General features: G+C 67.5%; 19 protein-coding genes, 1 other RNA gene and 1 riboswitch. Of the genes, 7 read left to right on the top strand and 13 right to left on the bottom strand.

Annotation, left to right across the window (positions count from 1 at the left end):
- Position 1: 1 nt before the first annotated feature.
- Both ccoO and ccoN read right to left on the bottom strand, forming a co-directional pair.
- A complete protein-coding gene (ccoO, locus tag ACOHX0_RS10255) occupies positions 2-730 on the bottom strand; it encodes a cytochrome-c oxidase, cbb3-type subunit II (RefSeq protein WP_420676582.1) in 729 nt (242 codons plus the stop codon).
- 14 nt (positions 731-744) lie between these two features.
- A complete protein-coding gene (gene ccoN / locus ACOHX0_RS10250) occupies positions 745-2,355 on the bottom strand; it encodes a cytochrome-c oxidase, cbb3-type subunit I (RefSeq protein WP_420676581.1) in 1,611 nt (536 codons plus the stop codon).
- A gap of 209 nt (positions 2,356-2,564) precedes the next feature.
- Here ccoN and ACOHX0_RS10245 point away from each other — a divergent pair, with 209 nt between their 5' ends.
- Positions 2,565-3,404 carry a universal stress protein gene (locus tag ACOHX0_RS10245; RefSeq protein WP_420676580.1) on the top strand — a complete coding sequence of 280 codons (840 nt, stop codon included), beginning with the start codon at positions 2,565-2,567 and terminating at the stop codon, positions 3,402-3,404.
- 305 nt (positions 3,405-3,709) lie between these two features.
- On the opposite strand, the gene fnrL is transcribed toward ACOHX0_RS10245, so the two are convergent.
- Positions 3,710-4,450, bottom strand: a complete 741-nt coding sequence (fnrL, locus tag ACOHX0_RS10240) for a transcriptional regulator FnrL (protein WP_420676579.1) — start codon at positions 4,448-4,450, stop codon at positions 3,710-3,712.
- Between the two features lie 86 nt (positions 4,451-4,536).
- Between fnrL and hemN the strand changes: the two genes are divergently transcribed.
- Positions 4,537-5,895, top strand: coding sequence for an oxygen-independent coproporphyrinogen III oxidase (gene hemN, locus ACOHX0_RS10235; RefSeq protein WP_420676578.1), 1,359 nt, complete (start codon positions 4,537-4,539; stop codon positions 5,893-5,895).
- 340 nt (positions 5,896-6,235) lie between these two features.
- Here hemN and ACOHX0_RS10230 read toward each other — a convergent pair whose 3' ends face one another.
- From ACOHX0_RS10230 to ACOHX0_RS10205, 6 genes are all read right to left on the bottom strand, one after another.
- A complete protein-coding gene (locus tag ACOHX0_RS10230; protein ID WP_420676577.1) occupies positions 6,236-7,009 on the bottom strand; it encodes a helix-turn-helix domain-containing protein in 774 nt (257 codons plus the stop codon).
- A gap of 103 nt (positions 7,010-7,112) precedes the next feature.
- Complete coding sequence (locus tag ACOHX0_RS10225; protein ID WP_420676576.1) at positions 7,113-8,705, bottom strand: ABC transporter ATP-binding protein; 1,593 nt, start codon at positions 8,703-8,705, stop codon at positions 7,113-7,115.
- Positions 8,706-8,865: 160 nt separating this feature from the next.
- A complete protein-coding gene (locus ACOHX0_RS10220) occupies positions 8,866-9,972 on the bottom strand; it encodes an ABC transporter permease (protein ID WP_420676575.1) in 1,107 nt (368 codons plus the stop codon).
- Between the two features lie 3 nt (positions 9,973-9,975).
- On the bottom strand, positions 9,976-11,061 hold the full coding sequence (locus ACOHX0_RS10215; RefSeq protein ID WP_420676574.1) for a microcin C ABC transporter permease YejB: 1,086 nt from the start codon (positions 11,059-11,061) through the stop codon (positions 9,976-9,978).
- A gap of 9 nt (positions 11,062-11,070) precedes the next feature.
- Entirely contained in the window at positions 11,071-12,993 is a 1,923-nt protein-coding gene (locus ACOHX0_RS10210) for an extracellular solute-binding protein (RefSeq protein ID WP_420676573.1), read from the bottom strand.
- Positions 12,994-13,226: 233 nt separating this feature from the next.
- Positions 13,227-13,733 (bottom strand): c-type cytochrome, encoded by a 507-nt coding sequence (locus tag ACOHX0_RS10205; protein ID WP_420676572.1) that lies wholly within the window; start codon positions 13,731-13,733, stop codon positions 13,227-13,229.
- A gap of 118 nt (positions 13,734-13,851) precedes the next feature.
- Here ACOHX0_RS10205 and ACOHX0_RS10200 point away from each other — a divergent pair, with 118 nt between their 5' ends.
- Positions 13,852-14,685: a prephenate dehydratase gene (locus ACOHX0_RS10200; protein ID WP_420676571.1), complete on the top strand. Its 834-nt coding sequence runs from the start codon at positions 13,852-13,854 to the stop codon at positions 14,683-14,685.
- A 107-nt stretch (positions 14,686-14,792) separates the two neighbouring features.
- On the opposite strand, the gene ffs is transcribed toward ACOHX0_RS10200, so the two are convergent.
- Both ffs and ACOHX0_RS10190 read right to left on the bottom strand, forming a co-directional pair.
- Positions 14,793-14,891, bottom strand: an RNA gene (gene ffs / locus ACOHX0_RS10195) — signal recognition particle sRNA small type.
- 76 nt (positions 14,892-14,967) lie between these two features.
- Positions 14,968-16,836: a 5'-nucleotidase C-terminal domain-containing protein gene (locus ACOHX0_RS10190; protein ID WP_420676570.1), complete on the bottom strand. Its 1,869-nt coding sequence runs from the start codon at positions 16,834-16,836 to the stop codon at positions 14,968-14,970.
- Positions 16,837-17,204: 368 nt separating this feature from the next.
- Between ACOHX0_RS10190 and nudC the strand changes: the two genes are divergently transcribed.
- Together nudC and ACOHX0_RS10180 are read left to right on the top strand one after the other, a co-directional pair.
- Positions 17,205-18,176, top strand: a complete 972-nt coding sequence (nudC, locus tag ACOHX0_RS10185; RefSeq protein WP_420676569.1) for an NAD(+) diphosphatase — start codon at positions 17,205-17,207, stop codon at positions 18,174-18,176.
- Positions 18,177-18,229: 53 nt separating this feature from the next.
- Entirely contained in the window at positions 18,230-18,697 is a 468-nt protein-coding gene (locus ACOHX0_RS10180; protein ID WP_420676568.1) for an SRPBCC family protein, read from the top strand.
- A 69-nt stretch (positions 18,698-18,766) separates the two neighbouring features.
- Here ACOHX0_RS10180 and ACOHX0_RS10175 read toward each other — a convergent pair whose 3' ends face one another.
- On the bottom strand, positions 18,767-19,645 hold the full coding sequence (locus ACOHX0_RS10175) for an alpha/beta hydrolase family protein (RefSeq protein WP_420676567.1): 879 nt from the start codon (positions 19,643-19,645) through the stop codon (positions 18,767-18,769).
- Positions 19,646-19,720: 75 nt separating this feature from the next.
- Here ACOHX0_RS10175 and ACOHX0_RS10170 point away from each other — a divergent pair, with 75 nt between their 5' ends.
- Both ACOHX0_RS10170 and ACOHX0_RS10165 read left to right on the top strand, forming a co-directional pair.
- Positions 19,721-20,392 carry a TetR/AcrR family transcriptional regulator gene (locus tag ACOHX0_RS10170; protein WP_420676566.1) on the top strand — a complete coding sequence of 224 codons (672 nt, stop codon included), beginning with the start codon at positions 19,721-19,723 and terminating at the stop codon, positions 20,390-20,392.
- Between the two features lie 18 nt (positions 20,393-20,410).
- A riboswitch (cobalamin riboswitch) is annotated at positions 20,411-20,641 on the top strand.
- A gap of 105 nt (positions 20,642-20,746) precedes the next feature.
- Entirely contained in the window at positions 20,747-21,154 is a 408-nt protein-coding gene (locus ACOHX0_RS10165; protein ID WP_420676565.1) for a hypothetical protein, read from the top strand.
- 34 nt (positions 21,155-21,188) lie between these two features.
- Here ACOHX0_RS10165 and ACOHX0_RS10160 read toward each other — a convergent pair whose 3' ends face one another.
- Positions 21,189-21,719 carry a protein-tyrosine phosphatase family protein gene (locus ACOHX0_RS10160; RefSeq protein ID WP_420676629.1) on the bottom strand — a complete coding sequence of 177 codons (531 nt, stop codon included), beginning with the start codon at positions 21,717-21,719 and terminating at the stop codon, positions 21,189-21,191.
- Between the last annotated feature and the right edge of the window lie 33 nt (positions 21,720-21,752).

Genomic DNA, 21,752 nt, shown 5'->3' with positions numbered 1-21,752 from the left:
CTTACCGGCTTGCATCCGGGGTGAAGGTCGAGAAGTCGACCAGCGTGCCCAGCATCTGCAGATAGGCGATCAGCGCATCGGCCTCGGAAACCCCCGGCTGGCCGTCGAAGTTGCGCACGTTCACACTCTCGCCGTAACGTTCCAGCAGCCCGTCGAATTCGCTGTCGGGATCGGCCTGGGCGCGGAAGTCGGCCTGGGCGGCCTCCAGCATTTCGTCGCTGTAGGGGGTGCCCAGCATGGCGTTGGCGGCCATCACGTCGCCGATATATTCGCCGTCGATCCTTGTGTCCTCCAGGAAACCGTATTTCGGCATCACCGATTCCGGCACCACCGCCTGCGGGTCGCGCAGGTGGTCGGCGTGCCACTCGTCCGAGTAGCGGCCGCCGACGCGGGCCAGGTCCGGCCCGGTGCGCTTGGAGCCCCACTGGAACGGCCGGTCGTACATCGATTCCGCCGCGAGCGAGTAATGGCCGTAACGCTCCACCTCGTCGCGCATCGGGCGGATCATCTGGCTGTGGCAGACGTAGCAGCCTTCCCGGATGTAGACCTCGCGGCCCGCCAGTTCGAGCGGGGTGTAGGGACGCATGCCCTCCACCTCCTCGATGGTGTTTTCCAGGTAGAACAGCGGGGTGATCTGCACCAGGCCGCCAATGGTCACGACCAGGAAGCTGAAGATCAGCAAAAGGGTCGCGTTGGTCTCGAGGATCTTGTGCTTGTCGAGAATTGCCATCTCTCCGGCCCTCCTTATTCAGCCGGGACCGGAACCGACAGGCTGGCCTCTTTGGCCGGGGCCCGGCGGACGGTCATCCACAGGTTGCAGCACATGATGAGGGAGCCAGCGAGGAACATGACCCCGCCCAATCCGCGCACCACATACATCGGGAACTTCGCTGCCACGGTGTCGGCAAAGGAGTTCACCAGGAAGCCGTTGGCGTCCACTTCGCGCCACATCAGGCCTTCCATGATCCCGGTCACCCACATCGACGCGGCGTAGAGCACGATGCCGATGGTGGCGAGCCAGAAGTGCCAGGAGACGAGGCTGAGCGAATACAGGCGTTCCCGCTTCCACAGCACCGGCACCAGGTAGTAGAGCGCGCCAAAGGTGATCATGCCGTTCCAGCCGAGCGCGCCGGAATGCACGTGGCCGATGGTCCAGTCGGTGTAGTGGCTCAAGCTATTCACCGCGCGGATCGACATCATCGGGCCTTCGAAAGTGGACATGCCGTAGAAGCCAACGGAGATCACCATCATCCGGATCACCGGGTCGGTGCGCAGCTTGTCCCAGGCGCCCGAAAGCGTCATCAGACCGTTGATCATGCCGCCCCAGGAAGGCATCCACAGGATCACCGAGAACACCATGCCAAGGGTCGAGGCCCAGTCCGGCAGCGCGGTGTAATGCAGGTGGTGGGGGCCCGCCCAGATATACAGGAAGATCAGCGCCCAGAAGTGGATGATCGACAGTTTGTAGGAGAACACCGGGCGTTCGGCCTGCTTCGGGATGAAGTAATACATCATGCCCAGGAAACCCGCGGTCAGGAAGAAACCCACCGCATTGTGGCCGTACCACCACTGCACCATCGCGTCCTGCACCCCGGGCCAGACGATCACCGACTTGGAGCCCCAGATCGAGACCGGGATGGTCAGATTGTTGACCACATGCAGCATCGCAACAGTGATGATGAAGGACAGGTAGAACCAGTTCGCCACGTAGATGTGGGGTTCCTTGCGCTTGATGAGGGTGCCCAGGTAGATGGCCAGATAGGCGACCCAGACCACGGTCAGCCACAGGTCGACGTACCATTCGGGTTCGGCATATTCCTTGGACTGGGTGCCGCCCAGCAGGTAGCCGGTCGCTGCCAGCACGATGAACAGCTGGTAGCCCCAGAACACGAACCACGCGAGGTTCCCGCCCCAGAGCCGCGCCGCGGACGTGCGCTGCACCACGTAGAAGGAGGTCGCGATCAGCGCGTTGCCGCCAAAGGCGAAGATCACCGCCGAGGTATGCAGCGGCCGCAGGCGGCCGAAGTTCGCGAGCCCCTGAGCCCAGTCGAAGTTCAGCACCGGAAAGGCCAGCTGGAAGGCGATGAAGGTGCCCACCAGGAAACCGACGACGCCCCAGAAGGCGGTGGCGATGGCGCCGGCGCGCACCACGCTGTCGAAATATTCGTTCTGCGGGGCGGCCGCGGCCAGTGCCGGCTCATCGGTTTGCCGCAGAGTGTAAAGAAACAGCCCGCCAGCCACGATCATCACGATGACCGCATGCACCTGGTAGGCCAGATCCCGCGCGTAATTGGTCGCGATCATTGCAAACAGCGTGACCAGACCAAGCGCTATCAGCTTGATATAATTAGACATCTTGCGTCCCTTTGCCGCGTCCCGCTGAAGCCTGGCGGCGGCGGGAAGGATTTAGTCCGCGCCCTTCATGCAAAACGGCCGGGCTTGCCGCCTTGATCTGCATCAAGACTTGGCCCGGTCGGATGTGAGACAGCTTCAGCAGCGGCTGCGGGTCCACAATGCGCCTCTGACGCTGCCCGCAGCAAAACCGAACCGCCCGGGAGATGCCCATGTCCTACAAATCCTTGCTGACCGTGCTGACGGCGGTGGACACCGCCGCTGCCCCGCTGGCCCAGGCCGCCGCGCTGGCCGGGATGTCCGGCGGCCATGCCGAGGCGCTCTGCCTTGGCGTCGACCGCAGCCAGACCGGCTATTACTACGCAGGCTCCAGCGCGCTGATCCTGCAGGAGACCATGTCCCGCGCCAATGCCGAGGCCGAGGAAGTCAAGGCCTTCGCCGAGGCGCGGCTGGAGGCGGCGGGGGTGGCCTATTCCACCCAGAGCGGCATCGCGCAGATCGCCGATCTCGGCCGCCACGTGGCGCGCCATGCACGGTTTTCGGACCTCGTCGTGCTGGGCAAGCCCTACGGGCCGGGCGTGGGCGCCGAGGCCGAGCCGCTGGTCGAAGCGGCCCTGTTCGAGGGCCGTGCGCCGGTGCTGGTGGTCCCGGATGAAGCCACCGTGCTGCGCCAGCCCAAGACGGTGCTGGTGGCCTGGAACGAAAGCGTCGAGGCGATGGCGGCCGTGCGCCAGGCGCTGCCCTTGCTGACCGGCGCCGCGGTGGTTCGGATCGTGGTGATCGACCCGCCACGGCACGGGCCGGAGCGTTCGGACCCAGGCGGCCTCCTGGCGCAGATGCTGGCCCGGCACGGCGTCACCTGCGAGATCGACGTGCTGTCGAAGACGATGCCGCGGGTCTCCGACGTGCTGATCCGCCACGCCACCGACACCGATGCCGATCTGATGGTGATGGGCGCCTACGGCCACTCGCGCTTCCGCGAGGCGATCCTCGGCGGCGCCACCCGCAACATGCTCGAACAGGCCCGCATCCCGGTGCTGATGGCGCACTAAGGCTATCCGCGCGCGACTGAAGCCGGAGGGCCGGGTCCCCGGCACGCGCCTGCCCCGGAGCCACCGGAGCCCTCCCGCCCGGCACCGGGGCTCTTGGCAAAGCCCCCGGCCCGCCGCGCCGGGCGCCGCATCGCGGTGCGCGGCCCAAGGCCGCCAGCGGGTCCGGCACAGCCGGGCCTGCGCGGGCGCGGGAGGGCCTGCGGTGCGGCGGAGCGCTGCTTAGGGCGGCAAACCGGGGCACAGGACGCGCTCGCAGCGGCGGCGCACGTCTTGCGTTACGTCCTGCCCGGCACCCGGCCCACGGGTCAGATCAGGTAGCCGCCGTCGCTGTCGTCGCCCGCTTCCTCCATCAGGCGGCGCATGCCGGGGACGGTGACGTGGCGCTTGCCCTCGAGCACGATCACGCCGTCGCGCTTCAACGCCGAAATCTGGCGGCTTACGGTCTCCAGCGTCAGCCCGAGGTAGTCCGCCATCGCCTCTCGGGTCAGCGGCAGGTCGAACACGGCGCAGTCCGTGGCTCCCTGCGGCGTCAGCGAGGCGTCGCGGCGGGCGATGATCAAGAGGAGGCTTGCGATCTTCTCGCGCGCGGTCTTGCGGCCCAGCACCAGCATCCACTCACGCGCGGCGTCCAGCTCATCCAGCGTCATCTCCAGGAGCCGGTGGGCAATGTGGGGCGTGTGCGCCATCAGGTCCTCGAAAGGTTTCTTGCGGAAGCAGCACATCACCACGTCAGAGGTCGCCACGACATTGTAGGCCGCGCCGGCGCGGCCCGGGCGGCCGACGAAATCGCTTGGCAGCAGCAGGCCGACCATCTGGGTGCGGCCGTCCTCCATGGTCTGGGTCAGCGTGGCGATGCCGGAGACCACGGAGCCCACGAAGTTCATCTCGTCCCCGGCCCAGATCACCGGCTGGCCGGCCTCGAAGCTGCGGTAGTATTTGATCGCGTCGAGCGCTTCCAGCTCATCGGCGTTGCAGCGGGCGCAGACCGCCCTGTGCCGGATCGGGCAATCGCCGCAGTTGGAAGGAGTGAAAGCAGGGGCATTCATGGGCGAGGTCCGTTCGGGATAGGGGGAAAGGGTCCGCTTGATCTGGGTCAAAGCCTGCCTCGGCAAGCGCCGCCTAGGCTAAAGGAATGGATCAGAAATCACAATTGGCCCGGCTGGGACTCTTCGACGCCCGGGTGCCGCGCTATACCAGCTACCCGGCCGCCCCGCAGTTCAGTGCCGCCATTGGCCCGGCTGAGACCGGCGGCTGGCTGGAGGCGGTGCCGGAGGGGGCGCAGATCTCGCTATACGTGCATGTGCCCTTCTGCCGCAGGCTGTGCTGGTTCTGCGCCTGCCGCACACAGGGCACCCGGTCGATGGAGCCGGTGGCGGCCTACCTCCGGCTCTTGGAGGCCGAGCTGGCGATTGTCGCAGCCCGGCTGCCCGCGGGGGTGCGGCTGGCGCGGCTGCATTGGGGCGGCGGCACGCCGACGATTCTCGATGCCGCTATGATCGCGCAGCTGGCCGGGCGAATCACCGCGGTGCTGCCGCTGGCCCCGGGCGCGGAGTTCTCGGTGGAAGTCGACCCGACGGATTGCGGCCCGCGGCGGCTGGAGGCGCTGGCGGCGGCGGGGATGACCCGCGCCTCGGTCGGGGTGCAGGACTTCGACCCGCAGATCCAGCAAGCGATCGGCCGGGTGCAGAGCTTCGGGACGACCCGCGCGGTGATCGGGCAGCTGCGCGCACTTGGCGTCAAAAGCCTCAGCGCCGATATCCTCTTTGGCCTGCCGCAGCAGACCCCGGCGCGGCTCACTGCCAGCGTGCAGAAGCTGTTGTCGCTGAGCCCGGACCGGGTGGCAGTTCTCGGCTATGCGCATGTGCCCTGGATGGCGCGGCGGCAGGGGATGATCCGCACCGACCAGCTGCCCACGCCCGAGGCGCGGCTGGACTTGTTCGAGACTGCCCGGCGGCTGTTCCGCTGGGATGGCTATCGGGAGATCGGCATCGACCATTTTGCCCGCCCCGAAGACGGGCTGGCACAGGCGGAAGGCGCGGGGCGGCTCCGGCGCAGCTTCCAGGGCTATACCGACGATCCGGCGGAGGTGCTGATCGGGATCGGCGCCTCAGCGATCTCGCGTTTTCCGCAAGGCTATGCGCAGAACGCGTCCGCCACTTCGGACTATGCGCGCGCGGTCACGGCCGGGCGGCTCGCCACCGCGCAGGGCCATGCGTTCGCAGGCGAGGATGTGCTGCGCGGCACGCTGATCGAAGCCTTGATGTGCGATTTCCGGATCAGCCGGGCTGCGGTTCTGGCGCGGTTCGGCGCTGCCGCAGCGGACCGGCTCGACCAGCTGATGGACGCGGCGGAGGCGGCGTTTCCGGGCCTGCTCTCGCGCACGGCGCAAGGCCTGGCGATCCCGCCGCAGGCTCGGCCGCTTACCCGGATGATCGCGCGCAGCTTTGACGCCTACGCGGTGCATCCGGCGGGGCACAGCCCGGCAGTCTGAAGCGTTCCTAAATGGCCCTTAACGGGCTGGTGCGGCACAACTTTTACGGTACCTTATCGGTATCGATAGGTGGATGCTCAGGCCGGTGCGCGGCTAGACTGATTGGGCGTCAGGGGGGTGATTGCACGATTGGCCGACAGGATGCACGCCTGCGGCCCCGGGCAGCTTCCCGATCTTCAGCAGCAAAGGCTCCGGACATGGTCAGTCCGGGCTGCGCTGCGGGGGCGCCAGCCGGCCGCGGGGTCCTTCACCGCCCGTGCCGCAGAGGAATTTGCAAGCACCAGAACCTTTACCAAGATGCGGGCCGGAACCTGGTTCCGGCCCGTCTTTTAAGGCCGCTTCACCCGCCGGCTGCATCCAGCAGGCCGAGCTGGATCGCTTGGGCCAGCGCCTGTTCCCGGGTCTTTGCACCCAGCTTGCGGCGCGCCGACAGCAGCGTCTTGCGCACCGTGACCTCGGCGATGTCCAGCCGGTGGGCGATACCGGCGTTGAGGAAGCCGTCCGCCAGCAGGGCCAGCACCTGCCGTTCGCGCCCGGTCAGGCTGACTCCGTCGTCCGCCTGCGCCGCTGCCCCGGCAGGCCCGAGCGGCACTGCCGCGGGGTCACCGCCGCCGGGCGGGCCGACAAAGGCGGCAACCGCCATCGCCGCGGTGCGGATTCGATGCAGCTGCGCCGGTTTGAAGGTCCGCGGGTCCTCTCCCGAGCAGAAGGTGACCAGCTTGCACCGTCCCGGCGCGGCGCCGGAGAAATGCTGCACATACCCAAAGGTGAAACCTGCGTCATACAGCGTCCGGTTCAGGTCGAGGAACCTGGGGCACTCGGTATTGCTGCGCTCCGTCATGCCGGGCAGCATCGCGGGCGTGTAGTTCGCTTGCCCGGCCTGAGTGACGAAATAGTCGACCTCCTGAAACCGCTTCTCCACGTAGTGGCTCACAACCTGCTGGCTCATCGAGCTTTTCCACCAGAACAGCTCCGGACTGCCGATGCCGACCTCGGCCACGTTCACGGCCGAAGCCCCTAGCCCCGCCATCGCTGCGTTGGCAATCCGCCAGCAGTCAGCGTCGCCCTCAGCGGCGGCGAATTGGTCCAGAAGATCCATCGTGGTTGTGTTCATTTAGTGAACTTATCACAAATCCGCGACTTTCTGAACAACCGGATTATGCCCGCGGGGGCAGCGCGGCCGGCCGGAAAGACAACCACGGCCCGGCCGCCGCGCGTCAGACCGCGGCGGCCAGCAGCCTGCGGGTGTAATCGGCCCGGGGCGCGGCAAACAGCGCCTCGGCCGGGCCGGTCTCCACCACATCGCCCTGGTTCATCACCATCACATGATGCGACATCGCCCGCACCACGTTCAGATCGTGCGAGATGAACAGATAGGCCAGCCCGTAGCGCGCCTGCAGGTCGCGCAAGAGGTCGACGATCTGCACTTGCACCGTCATGTCCAGCGCTGAAGTGGGCTCGTCCAGGACCACCAGCTTGGGGCGCAGCACCATGGCGCGGGCAATCGCGATGCGCTGGCGCTGGCCGCCGGAGAATTCATGCGGGTAGCGGTCCATCGCCGCCGGGTCGAGCCCGACCTCCTGCATCACCTCGGCCACCAGTTCGCGGGGGTTGCGGTGGCGGTCGACCTTGTGAATCGCGAGCCCTTCGGAGATGATCTGCGCGCAGGTCATCCGCGGGCTGAGCGATCCGAAGGGATCCTGGAACACGATCTGCATGTCCTTGCGCAGGCGGCGCAAATTTCTGGTCGACCACTTGCGCAGGTCCTGGCCCTGGAAGGCCACAGCACCTTCGGAAGCGATGAGCCGCATGATCGCCAGCGCCAGTGTGGTCTTGCCCGAGCCGCTTTCGCCGACAATGCCCAGCGTCTCCCCCGCCCTGACCGACAGGCTGACGGGGTTCACCGCCTTCACGTGGCCGACCGTGCGTTTCAGCAGCCCCTTCTGCACCGGGAACCAGACCTTGAGATTCTCTGCCGTGACCAGCTCCTCTGCGCCTTCGGGGATTGGCGGCGGGTGGCCCGTGGGCTGGGCGGCGAGGAGTTTCCGGGTGTAGGGGTGCTGCGGGTTGGCGAAGATCCCGGCGGCCGGGCCTTCCTCGACGATCTCACCGTCCCTCATCACGCAGACCCGGTCGGCGATGCGGCGCACGATGCCGAGGTCATGGGTAATGAACAGCAGCCCCATGCCCTCGCTCTCCTTCAGCTCCGCCAGGAGGTCGAGGATCTGCGCCTGGATGGTGACGTCGAGCGCGGTGGTCGGCTCGTCGGCGATCAGGATGTCGGGCTTGTTGGCGAGCGCCATGGCGATCATCACCCGCTGGCGCTGGCCGCCCGACAGCTGGTGCGGGTAGGCGCCCAGCCGGCTTTCGGCGTCGCGGATGCCCACCTTCTCCATCAGTTCCAGAATGCGTGCCCGCGCCGCCTGCCCGGCCAGCCCCTGGTGCAGCGCGAGCGATTCCGAGAGCTGGCGCTCGATGGTGTGCAAGGGGTTCAGCGAGGTCATCGGCTCCTGGAAGATGAAGCTGATGTCATTGCCGCGCACCTTCATCAGGTGCTTCTCGCTGGCGCCGACCATCTCAACGCCCTTGTAGGTGACGGAGCCTTCGACCTGGGCGCTGTCGCCCAGCAGCGACACGGTGGAGAGCGCGGAGACGGATTTGCCCGACCCGCTCTCGCCCACCAGCGCGACAGTCTCGCCGCGCCCCACCGAGAAGGAGACGCCGCGCACGGCCTGCGTCAGCTTGCCGTCCTGGCGGAAGGAGACGCGGAGGTTTTTTACGTTCAGGAGGGGGGCGTTTGTCGTGGTCATGACGTCTTCCCGGGCAAATTTGCGTTGAGGGCAGTGCCCGGCCGCGGGCGGAAACGAAGTGCCCGCCCGTCAAACCGGAGGTTTGCCTCCGGCAAAACGGGGCGGCCGGGCACTGCCCGGCGTGCCGCCGGGCAGGACACTTTAATGGCGCCGGGTTCGCTCATGCAAACGTCTTCCGCGGGTCGAAGGCATCACGCACGCCCTCGAAGATGAACACGAGGAGCGACAGCATGATGGCAAAGGTGAAAAACGCGGTGAAGGCGAGCCAGGGCGCCTCCAGGTTCTGCTTGGCCTGAAGCGTCAGCTCGCCCAGGGAGGGCGCCGAGGACGGCAGGCCGAAGCCGAGGAAATCGAGGCCTGCGAGGGCCGAGATGGTGCCGGTCACGATGAACGGCATCATGGTCAGCGTCGCTACCATAGCGTTCGGCAGCATGTGACGGAACATGATGGTCATGTTGCCGACCCCCAGCGCCTTGGCGGCGCGCACGTATTCCAGATTGCGGGCGCGCAGGAACTCGGCCCTCACCACGCCGACCAGCGCGGTCCAGCCGAACAGCACCATCAGGAACACCAACAGCCAGAAGCTGCGCCCCAAGATCGCGAACATGATGATGATGACGTAAAGCGTCGGGGTGGAGCTCCAGATCTCGATGATGCGCTGGAACAGCAGATCCACCCAGCCGCCGAAATAGCCCTGCACCGCACCGGCGAGGATGCCGAGCACGGTGGCGGCACCCGTCACGATCAGGGTGAAGAGGATCGACAGGCGGAAGCCGTAGATCACCCGCGCCAGCACATCGCGCTTGGTATCGTCGGTGCCCAGCAGGTTGTGCCCGCTGGGCGGCAGCGGCGCGGCACCGGGCCGGTCCACGGTGGTGTTGAAGCTGTAGGGGATCGGCGGCCAGAGGGTCCAGCCCTCGGCAAAGCCCTCGGCCGCGTAAGTGCCGGCGGCGATCTCTTCGAGGATCTCATCGGGCGTGTCGAAACAATCCTCGATGCCGCCGGAGCGGATCAGGCATTCAACCTCGGGGTCGCTGTAGATCGCCTCGGTCTGGAAATCGCCGCCAAAGGTGGTCTCGGGGTAGAAGTTGAACACCGGCGCGTAGAGCTCGCCGCGGTAGCTGGCGAGGATCGGCTTGTCGTTGGCGATAAACTCGGCAAACAGCGACAGAACGAAGAGCACGGTGAAAATGATCATCGACCAGAAGGCGCGCTTGTTGCGGCGGAAGTTGTTCCAGCGGCGCTGGTTGAGGGGGGAAAGCGCCATGCCTTAGCCCTCCCGCTTCTCGAAGTCGATGCGCGGGTCGACCAGCACATACATCAGGTCCGACAGGATGCCGACCACCAGGCTCATCAGGCCGAAGATAAACAGCGTGCCGAAGATCACCGGATAATCGCGCGCCACCGCCGCCTCGAACCCCAGCCGGCCAAGCCCGTCGAGCGAGAAGATCGTCTCGATGATCAGCGAGCCGGAGAAGAAGATGCCGATGAAGACCGAAGGAAAGCCCGCAATCACGATCAGCATCGCGTTGCGGAAGACATGGCCATAGAGCACCCGGTTCTCGCTCAGCCCCTTGGCACGGGCGGTCATCACGTAGTGTTTCTTGATCTCGTCCAGGAAGGAGTTCTTGGTCAGCAGCGTCAGCGTCGCGAAGGCGCCAATGGTGGAGGCCAGCACCGGCAAGGCGATGTGCCAGAAGTAATCGCCGATCTTGCCGAGGAGGCTCAACTGCTCCCAGTTGTCGGAGGTGAGGCCCCTCAGCGGGAAGACCTGCCAGTAGGAGCCGCCGGCAAACAGCACCAGCAAAAGGATCGCGAACAGGAAGGCCGGGATCGCGTAGGCCGAGATGATCAGCCCCGAGGTCCAGGTGTCAAAGCGCGAGCCGTCTGTGAGCGCCTTGCGGATGCCCATGGGGATCGAGATCAGATAGGCAATCAGCGTCGACCACAGGCCGAGCGAGATCGACACCGGCATCTTTTCCAGCACCAGCTCGGTCACCTCGATTTTGCGGAAGTAGCTTTCTCCGAAATCGAACTGCATGTAGTTCCACAGCATGGTGACGAACCGTTCCAGCGGCGGCTTGTCGAGGCCGAACTGCTGTTCCAGCTCGGCGATCAGCTCGGGCGGCAGGCCCTGGCGGCCGGCGTAGTTCTCGTTGGCGCCGATGGTTTCGGTGCCGGCATCGCCGCCGCCGCCGGCGAAGCCTTCGAAGACGTCACCGCCGCCTTCCAGCTGCGCGATGATCTGCTCCACCGGCCCGCCGGGCACAAATTGCACCAGCACGAAATTCACCACCAGGATGCCGAACAGCGTCGGGATCACCAGCAAGAGGCGTCTCAGGATATAGGCGGCCATGAGGGGTCCTTACCGCAGCGCGCCGGCGGCTTTGAGTTCCGCCTCGCGGACGGCGTCGATCCACCAGATGTCGAGCATGCCGGTGTCGAAGGGCGGCAGGTTCTCCGGATAGCGGTACATGTCCCAGTACGCCATCCAGTTCACGTCCAGATACCAGGCGGGCACCTGGAACCGCTTGGCGCGCAGCACCCGGTCGAGCGCGCGGGCATTGGCGTGCAGCTCCTCCTGGGTTTTGGCCTCGACGATATTGCCGATCAGCGTGTCCACGGCCGGATCGGCCAGGCCTGCGGGGTTGAAGACGGAAAATTTATGCGCTTCCGAGCCGAACTGCTGGTAAAGCCCGGTCGAGGGCTCCAGCGCCATCGGGTAAGCGGCGGAGATGATATCGAACTCCTTCTCGCGGCGGCGGCTGGTGTATTGGGCGTAGTCGACCCGGCTCAGCGCGGCGTCCACCCCCATGCTGCGCAGATTGGCAACATAGGGCTGCACGATGCGTTCGATGGTGGGGCTGTCGGCGAGGAATTCGACCTTCAGCGCCTTGCCTTGCGCATTGCGGCGCATGCCGTCATCGCCAACGGCCCAGCCTGCTTCGTCCAGCAGCTTCATCGCGCGGCGCAGGTTCTTGCGGTCGCCGGGGCGGGAAGCGTTGGAGGCATGCGCCATCACCGGCTCCGAGGTCAGGATCGACGGGTCGATCTGATCGCCCAGCGCCTCCAGCACTTCCAGTTCGCGGCCCTCGGGCAGGCCCTTGGCCTCCAGCGCGCTGTCCTGCCAGAAGGAATGGCGCTGCCTGAACAGCCCGTATTGCAGGCTTTCGTTGGTCCACTCGAAATTGAAAGCCAGTTGCATCGCCTCGCGCACGCGGATGTCCTGGAATTTGGGCTTCAGCAGGTTCATCACAAAGCCATTGGCGGCGGGCACGTTGCCGTCGGGGATTTCGTCCCTTACCACATGGCCCGCGGCGACGGCGTCGAAGTCATAGGCTGTGGCCCAGCTTTTGGAGTTGTTCTCGGGGCGCATGGTGTAGACGCCGGCCTTGAAGCCCTCCATCGCGGCGACGCTGTCGCCGAAATACTCGATCCGGATGCGGTCGTAGTTGTGGCGGCCCACGTTCACGTTCAGATCCGCGCCCCAGTAGTCCGGATTGCGGCGGTAGGTGATGCGCTGGTTGATGTCGAGGTCTTCCAGAACATAAGGCCCGGAACCGATGCCGGGGTCAAGCCGCGGCTCGTCCAGGCGGCGGTTTTCGGGATCGGCCTCGAACCAGGCCTTGGAGAACACCGGCGTGCCGCCGACCTGGGTGATCATCGCGCGGCGCGGGAAATCGGGCGAGAAGTGGAACTTCACCCGGTGCGGGCCCAGCGCCTCGGCCTTGGGGATGCGCTTGCGCACCGCTTCGGCGTAGGATTGCAGGCCCTGGTCCAGCAGGATGTTGTGGGAGAAGACCACGTCCTCGGCGGTCACCGGCGTGCCATCGGAGAAACGCGCCTCGGGGCGAAGGTTGAAGATCACCCAGTCCTGGCTTTCTGGGTATTCCAGGCTTTCGGCCAAGAGCCCGTAGTAGGCGCCGGGCTCGTCGTAGGATTCCACCAGCAGGCTTTCGAAATGCGCCGAGGACAGCGCCCCGGCGCGGCCCTTGCGGGTGTAGGGGTTCATGCTGTCGAAGGTGCCGACCGCGGAGATCGACAGCTCGCCGCCCTTGGGGGCCTCCGGGTTGACGTAGTCGAAATGGTCAAAGCCTTCGGGGTACTTGAGCTCCCCGAACTCGGCAAAGCCATGCGCCTTGATGATCGCCTCCTCGGCCCGGGCCAGGGTGGCCGCGGCCAGTGCGAGGATCAGGCCGAACATCAGCGCGGTGAGGCCCTTGGCCGGGGTTTGCGCCGGCACGGCGCGCGCCTGCGCCGCGGTCCGTGCGGTTCGAGCGGTGGTCATCTGCCAGCACCTCCATTGCCTGCGCCGTTGTCCGGGCGGCGTTCTGTTTCCTGCCCCAAGCTAAAGGCCGCGCGGCGTCACATTCAAGCCCGGATTGAACAAGCTTCCCGTGAAGGGTGGCGGAATGGCGCTGCCTGCCGCTGGGGCAGGCGCAAACCCCAGCGCTGGCACGAAAAAGCCGCCGCCCGGTGCGGGCAGCGGCCTTGCGATACGCAGCCAGACAGCAGCCGGGCTTAGTCGTCCAGCGTGTCCAGATAGGCGATGAGGTTCACCCGGTCCGCCTGTTTCTTCAGGCCCGAAAAGCTCATCGAGGTGCCGGAGGCGTAAGAGGAGGGCTTGGCCAGGAAGGCGTCCAGCTCTTCTGCGGTCCAGTTGCCCTCAAGCCCTTCCAGCGCGGCGGAATAGCCGAAGCCGTCCACCGAGGCGATGCCGCGGCCAACTACGCCGTAGAGGTAGGGGCCGGTGGCGTTGGCGCCATCGTCCAGCTTGTGGCAGGCCGAGCATTTTTTGAAGACCTTCGCACCCTTTGCGACGTCGGCTTCGGCCATCAGGACGGCAAAATCGACTTCGGGCTCCGCTTCCCCGGCGCCGCCGGCGTCGGCCACTTCGATCACATAGGCAGCCTCCCCGTGGCTATCCACATGATAGAGCGCTTCGGCGCCCCATTTGCCCAGAAGGAGAACCAGGAACGCGCCGCAGACGCCTGCGGTCGCTTTGGTAAGGGTCATCGTGTCAAACATGATCGCGAGTCCATTTAGCTGTCTGCCGGGCTGTCTAAGGCTTCCCCTCCCAAGTGGCAAGGTATAGACAACGCGACGAAACGCCCATTTGTTGAAGTTTTGCACGGGGAACACACCCATGACCCGCAAGATCGCCATCCAAGGGGAGCTCGGCTCCTACAGCCACGAGGCTTGCCGCAATGCCCGCCCCGGCATGGAGGTCCTGCCCTGCCGCAACTTCGAGGACGCGATCGAGGCGGTGAAAAGCGGCGCCGCGGAGCAGGCGATGCTGCCGGTGGAGAACTCCACCTATGGCCGTGTGGCCGATATCCACCGGCTCTTGCCGCACAGCGGGCTGCACATCGTGGACGAGGCCTTCGTGCGGGTGCACATCAACCTCCTCGGCGTGCCCGGCGCGCGGCTCGCGGATATCCGGGAGGCGAAGTCGCACCTGGTGCTGCTGCCGCAATGCGGCGGCTTCCTGCGCGAACATGGCATCACCGGCCGGGTGAGCCCGGACAACGCGCGCGCCGCCCGCGACGTGGCCGAGGCGGGCGACAGGCATGTGGCGGCGCTGGCAAGCGAGCTGGCAGGGGAGATCTACGGGCTCGACGTGCTGGCGCGCCATATCGAGGACAACGGCGACAACACCACCCGCTTCCTGATCATGTCGCGGGAGCCGGATTATGCCCGCCGCGGCGCCCACAACATGATCACCAGCTTCGTGTTCCAGGTGCGCAACATCCCTGCGGCCCTTTACAAGGCGATGGGCGGCTTTGCCACCAACGGCATCAACATGACCAAGCTGGAAAGCTACATGGTCGACGGCTCCTTCACCGCGACCCAGTTCTACGCAGATATCGACGGCCACCCGGACGATGCCAACGTGAAGCTGGCGATGGATGAGCTGAACTATTTCACCACCAACGTGGAAATCCTCGGCGTCTACCCGGCCGACAACGGGCGTTTTTAAAGGCGGCGCCGGAATCCGGGGCGAATTCCGGCCCGGAATACACGTGTTTTCCGGGCCGCTTCCCTCGCGGGGGAAACGGGACGGCGCACAATCGGTGGCGGGGAAAAAGGTGAGAGGCTGGACATCGACCCAAGCGGGACTCGTTGTGGCTGCTTCCTTCCGGACCTGACCAGGTTGGCGAGGCGCCTGCCCGCGCCAACCTCTCGAATCCCCATATAAGGAGGCCGCGCCTGATTGACAATAGCCGGTTCAGGCCACTTTAAGGCCGCGTCCAGGATGGCGTCAGAGGTTCAGCGCCAGTTCCAGAAACCCCCGCCCGGTATAGCCGCGCGGCACGGCGAGGCCCGGCGGCAGCTCGTCCAGGTATTTCTCCGCCCCCGGCCCAGTGAATGCCGCGGCCTCGGTTCCCGGCAGCGCCGCCAGCCGCCAGGGATAGGGCGCGCCCGCCAGCGGCCCGCCGGGCAGGCGGCCCGCAATGTAGCTCTGGATCGCGTCGCGGATGCGCAGGGGCGGCAGCGGCAGCTGGGCGGCTTCGCGCAACACCGCAAAATTGCCGCCGCCGTTCATCCGGTAGCTGTTTACTGCCACTGCAAACTGCTGCCCGGGCTGCAGCGGCGCACCGTTCCAGCGCGGCGCGCAGATGCGGCGGGCCTGCGGGTTGATGCGCAGCCCCCCCGCCGAGAAGCGCGGCGGCTGCGAGACGTCGATGCTGTAATCCACGCCGAAAATGACGTCGAAGTTGTGCCCGGCCCGCTCCGGATCCACCAGCGGGGCGCCGCGGCTGCCGGGTGTGAGTGTGTTGAACAGGCCCGCGGACATCTCCAGCCAGTCAAGCAGCTGCGCGCCGCTCACCAGCACCACCCGCAGCTCGTTCGGGAAGACCTGGAGATCGGCGATGTTGCGCATCGACAGCCCGCCCGCGGCGATGTCGGTATAGGATTGCGGGCCGGAGCGGCCGCCGAACTTGCCGGGCGCGGCGGCTGACAGCAGCGGCAGCCCGGCCGCCGCCGTACCCCGCAGGAGGGGGCGCAGCGCCGCGGCCTGGGCACTGGCGGCAAGCTGCAGGCTGCGGTCGGGGGCGAAGAAGGTGAAATAGGAATGGATTGCCACCGGGCTGGCTCCGGCCGGCTGCGCCATCTGCGCCCGGGTGCGGGCATGATCCTCGGAGAGGGCGGCCACCAGTTCCGGCGACTCGGGGGCCAGCGGCTCGGCCTGCCCGCCCGCGCCGTGGCGGGCAACGGGACGCAGCGCCGCCTCCGCCCCGGTGAGCTGCCAGCGGCCGTCTGCGTGGCGCAGCTGCAGATCGATCAGCCCCAGGTGCGAGCCATGCGCGCCCGGCATTACCACCGGCTTGTTATAAGGCTTATCGTGGGGCCGGGCCGGGTCCGGCAGGGTCAGGTGGGTGTGGCCTGCGACAATGGCGTCGATCGCGGCGATCTGCGTCAGCGGGCCCAGTGCGTTTTCCGCCGCATCCTCGCCGCCGGGGCTGCCTGCGCCGGTATGGGCCAGCGCCAGCACCAGATCGCAGCCGTCGCGCCTCAGCCGCGCCGCCGCGGCCTGCGCGGCTGCCAGGATGCCCTCCGCCGCAAGCCGGCCCTGCAGCACTTCGGCAGCCCAGGCCAGCGTCTGCGGCGGCAGCACCGACAGCACACCGATCCGTACCGGCGGCAGGCCGGGATGGCCGGGCAGCGTCTTTTCCAGCACCGTGGCCGGCACGAAGGGCAGCCGTTCGGCCGGGTCGGCGGCGGTGAGGTTGGAGCAGACGGCAGGGCAGCGCATCGCGCCGAGCGCGGCAGCCAGCGGTTCCAGCCCGGCGTCGAAATCGTGGTTGCCGAGGCCGATCACGTCATAGCCCATGACATCAAAGGCACGTGCGAGCGGATGCGGGCGGCCGCGCACCGGCGCGGTATCGCCGAGGGGTGCCCCGTGCAGCGCGTCGCCATTGTCGGCAAGCAGGCAAGCGCCGCCGCGCGCCTGCGCTTCGGCCCGTGCCTCTGCCACCAGGCTCGCCACCCGCGACAGGCCGGTGACGGGATCGGGCCGTTCGGCGTAATAGTCCCAGCTCAGCAGGTGGCAATGCAGATCCGTTGTCGCAAGCACCCGCAGCAAGCCGGGCTGCGCGGCCCCGGTCTTTCCCGCCTGTGTCACCATCTTTCGATTGCAGTCAGCACGGCCCGCCCTGTTCATCTTTTGCCGGCGCTTTGCGCGCCCTGTTTCTTGCCGGCGCTGCTCCACGCCCTGTTATTCCGCTCCCATTTGGATCAGCGTTTGCAGGAATTGCAAACCCGCCGTCGCGGCCGCGTTAACTTTTTTCAGCAAGCCAAACCGGCAACTGAGGCGCGGCGGCTTCAAATCAACGAAAATCAGCGCAAAAACGCCTGGCGGCCTGTGGCCCTGCGGCGACAGGCCGCGGCGCGTCGGCCGGGGCTTCTGGCCTTTGCCGCGGGCGGCAGGCAGGGTGGCGATCTTGGACCAAAGGCAGCGCCCCGTGCGGACCGGAGCAACAGGCAGGAGCAGCGATGAAACGCGCGGAACTGGTGACATTCGGCGGCGGCGGCTTGCAGCGCAGCGCGCATCTGCGCGGCGACGCGGCGGCACTGGACGCGGCCTGGCGGCACCCGGAGGCGGCAGTGCTGCTGGTGTGGCGCGGCCAGCCGCTGATCTGTCCGCCCGCCCCCGGCGGCGGCAGTGCCGTGCTGGCCTGGACCGCCCCCGGCCACCCGCTGGCAGAGGCCGCCCGCGCCGAGGCGCTGTTCCTTGGCCACACGCCCGAAGGTGCGCCGCGCTTTGCCTGCATGCTCAGCGGCTGGCAGCCGGAGGCGGCCGCGGAGGACACACCCGGCAGCTTCGGCCCGCAGCACCCGGATCTGCCGCAGGGCCAGGTCTTTGCCGATCTGCGCCAAGTGATGGCGCTGCTGCCTGCCCTGGACGCCGAGATCGCGGCCACCGCCAAGGCGCTCCTGTCCTGGCACCGCAGCCACCGCTTCTGCGCCGCTTGCGGCGCGCCCAGCCGGGTGGTTCAGGCGGGCTGGCAGCGGCTTTGCCCGGTCTGCGGGACACCGCATTTTCCGCGCACCGATCCGGTGGTGATCATGCTCATCACCCATGGCGATGACGTGCTGGTGGGGCGCTCGCCCGGCTGGCCCGAGGGCGTCTATTCGCTGCTGGCGGGCTTTGTCGAGCCAGGCGAGACGCTGGAGGCGGCGGTGCGACGGGAAACCTTCGAGGAATGCGGCGTCGAAGTCGGCGCGGTCAGCTACTTGTCGAGCCAGCCGTGGCCCTTCCCGATGTCGCTGATGTTCGGCTGCGCCGGGGAGGCGCTTGGTCAGGCGCTCACCATCGACCGCACCGAAATCGAGGATGCGCGCTGGGTTCCGCGGCAGGAGATGATGGATGTATTTGCGGGCTCGCACCAGGAGATGAAGCCCGCGCGTGAGGGCGCCATTGCGCATTTCCTTATCAAGAACTGGCTTGCGGATACGCTGGACTAGCGCGCATATTCGGTCCAGGCAGCAGAACACAGGCAGATTTCAGGCGGGCATTCATGAAGTTTCTCAGCAAGGAAGATATCGAAGCACCGATTTCCAGGGTCTTCGAGGCGATTGCCGATTTTGAACACCTGGAGCGGGCCGCGGTCCGGCGCGGGCTTGAGGTGGAGCGCACCGGCGACATCGCTGCCCCGGATGCGGGGCTGGCCTGGGATCTGCGCTTCCAGCTCCGCGGCAAGCCGCGCGATATCCGCTTGGTGCTTAAGGAGTATGAACCGGTGACCGGACTGGCGCTGACTGGCAGCGGCAGCGGCGTCGAGGGCACCATGCAGGTTGCGCTGACCGCCCTGTCGCCGCGCAGCACCCGGATGGCGGTGGAGCTGAAACTGTCCGCCAGCACCCTGCCCGGCCGGCTGATGCTGCAATCGCTGAAACTGGCGCGCGGCAAGCTGGAAAGCCGATTCAAGCAGCGCCTGTCCGACTATGCCAAGCTGACCGAAGAGCGGCTGAACCGCACAGTCTGAACCGCACCGCCTGAAACGCGGTTGCGGCAGGAAAACGGGGGCCTGGTCTGAAATCCCGCCGCCGGGCGGTCAGAGCGGCGCAACCAGCTCCGGCCAGAGCGCCGCGTTGCGGCGGGCAAAGGCACCGAGGTGGCCCGCCGCCTTCAGCCCGTAATCGGACGGCCTCAGCACCCTTCGTCGCTGCGGCACCGCGCCGAAGACCTCGGCCAGGCGCCAGGCGCTCACCGGCGGGATCACGTCATCGTCGCTCAGCGCGATCACGTCCACCGGCACGCCCGAGCGCGCCCAGGCCGGGCGCGGCAGGCTGTTTCCGGTTTCCGGCAGGTAGCTTCCCGGCGTGGTGCACCAGCGCCGCCACTGCCAGTAGACCCCGGCCGGCAGGTCGGCCCCGAACCCCACCGCGCGCCCGGGGAGGAACCCGGCCAGCCGCACCGCCACGGGCACATGCCCGAACCAGAAGGCCAGCGCCAGCGCGCGGTAGGGCCAGGGATGATCGTGGTGATGCACCAAGCCGCCCGCAACCACGATCATGCGGGCGACGTCTTCGAGGCCATCCTGCAGGGGCATCAGCATCGCCCCCAAAGAATGGCCAATCACCCACAGCGGCACGCCCGCATAGTGCCGCCGCATCTCGGCCCGGGCGGCCGGCTGATCCGCCAGCGCCCAATCGGCCATTGTTGCATTCGAGCGGCGCGGGTGGCCCTGCGCCGACTCGGCAAAGTCCCGGTAGTCATAGGTGAGGCACGCCAGCTGCTGCTCAGCGGCCAGCCAGCGCGCGAAATGCCGGTAGAAGCTCTGCGGCACACCGGTCGCGCCATTGAGCACCACCGCCGCCCGCGCAGGCCCCTCGGGACGGAACAGCCTTCCGGCCAGCCTCGCATTGCCCGACGCGAACCGCACGGGCTCTTCCCGGACCGCGGCGGATTTGGCTGATGTGTCGTCCAGCATGGCAAGACCTCTCCTAGACCAACTGGTCTAATTCCACCACTGGACCATCCGGTCTAGACCTGTCAAGCTTGCGCCATGCGTGACGCGACGACACCTTCCCCCGCAGTTTCTTCCGCCACCCCCGCTCAGGCCGCCAGCGATCCGGCCGGCGGTGCTCCGCCGCGGCCCACGCGGGAGCGCCTGATCCTGGCCGCTGCGGTGCTGTTCCGCGACAAAGGCTACAGCGGCGTCGGCCTCTCCGAGGTGCTGGCCGCGGCGGAGGCGCCCAAGGGCTCGCTCTACCACCACTTCCCGAACGGCAAATCCGACCTCGCGATGGCGGCGGCAACTTGGGCCTCGGACCAGATCCTGCGGCTGATCGCGGTCTCCTTCGAGCCTGCCGCCAGCTTCCGTGAGGGCGCGGTGACGGTCTGCCACAAGCTTGCGAAGCTTTTCGATACCTCCGGCAAATGGGCGGGCTGCCCGGTCTCGGCCACGCTGTTCGAGGGGCCGGACAACGCGCAGCTGCACCAGCACGCGGCGGAGCTGTTCGAGGGCTGGATCGGCGAGACCGCCGCCCACGCCCGCCGTCTGGGAATGAGTGAGTCTGAGGCGCGCGCGGCGGCGGAGAACTTCTATATCCTGCTGCAGGGCGGCTGGCAGCTGGCACGGGTGCGCCGCTCGTCGGACGTGATCCGCGCCCTGCCCGCGCAGCTGGCGCTGCCGCAAACGGCGCCGCAGGCCCCGCAGCCGCAGAAAACCGATTGACGCGGCGGCGGGAGAGCCGCTACCGCTTGGGGTGACGGTTTCCCGCGGCACGCGTTCTGCTGCCCGGGGTGAAAAGGGAACACGGTGCGGCCCGGCTTTGCAGCCTGGCCAATGCCGCGACTGCCCCCGCAACTGTGAGCGGCGAGCAACCCCGAAGATCACCACTGGCCCGCGGCCCTGCCGCGCCGGGAAGGATCGGGGACGCTTTGACCCGCGAGTCAGGAGACCTGCCGTCACACGTGAAACTCGAAACCGGCGGGGTGTCCGGGCGGGTCCGGATGGCCGCGGTGCTCACGGGCGCAGATCATTTGGAACCGGTCCCGGCAGCTGCCCCGCCAAGCGCGGAGGGCGCTGATGATCTGGACGGACAAGACACATTTCTACGCCGCAACAACCTGCCTGCACCTGGGCAGGCCCTGCCCGGCGGCGGAGCAGATGGTGGCCAAGCTGGCCGAGGCGATGACAAGGGCCAAGCCGCTGACACAGGCGGATTTTTCGATTTCCGGCAGCACCGCGCTGGAAGGCTGCGCCAAGGGTTGCCCGGCGCGCTTTGCGGCCAGCCACGAAGGCATTAGGGTGTTCTGCGGCGCCGATGAGGACGCCGATCCCGCAGAGCTCGACCGCTATGCCGATGCGATGTTCCGGCGCGGCGGCAGCGCCTTCACCGCGGCACAGGGCGGCAGCTGCCGTCCTTGCGCGCTGGTCGAGGCGCTGCCCAAGCCCGCAGAGGCGCGGGACGCCGAGCGGATGATGGCGCTCTGAGCGGCACGGCCGCGTTTTGCAGCCCCGGCCCGGCTCAGCCCTGGCCGGGCGCCTGCTCTCCTGCCCAATAGGGCGCGCAGGCCCAGTCCATCTGCGCCTGGGTTTCCACCGCGCAGGGGCGCACCGCGCGCAGGCGGGCCAGCGCCTTGGCCGGGGGCTCGCCGCATTCCACCAGCAGCCGCAGCACCGCCATGCCCGAGCGGCCGCAGCCGCCGCGGCAATGCACCAGCACCCGGCCGCCGCCCCTGAGCGCATGGCGCGCGGCGGCGCTGGCGGCGGGCCATTTCGCCGCCACCGCGGGCGGCGGAGCCTGGAAATCCGGCACCGGCAGATGCACCCAGCGGCAAGCGAGGCTCTGGATGTCGGCGCCCAGCAGCTGGCCGCCGACGCTTGCATTTTCTGCGTCAGTGGTGAGCGAAATCACCAATCCCGGCTGCCACCCGCCGATATCGGCCAGGTCGCCGCGGTAATCGCCGCCTGCCCCGGGCAGCGGGCACAGCGCCAGGATGCCGCGCGCGACTGGCAGCGCGTGAATCGCCAGCCCCTCCGCACCGGCCTCCTTCATTGGCTCCCGCTGTACTGGCTCCTGCTGGCCCGG

The organism is Cribrihabitans pelagius (genome assembly GCF_048820915.1).
Classification (GTDB): domain Bacteria; phylum Pseudomonadota; class Alphaproteobacteria; order Rhodobacterales; family Rhodobacteraceae; genus Cribrihabitans_A; species Cribrihabitans_A pelagius.
The sequence above is the reverse complement of the archived record's forward strand: the minus strand, read 5'-3'. Positions and strand labels throughout refer to the sequence as shown.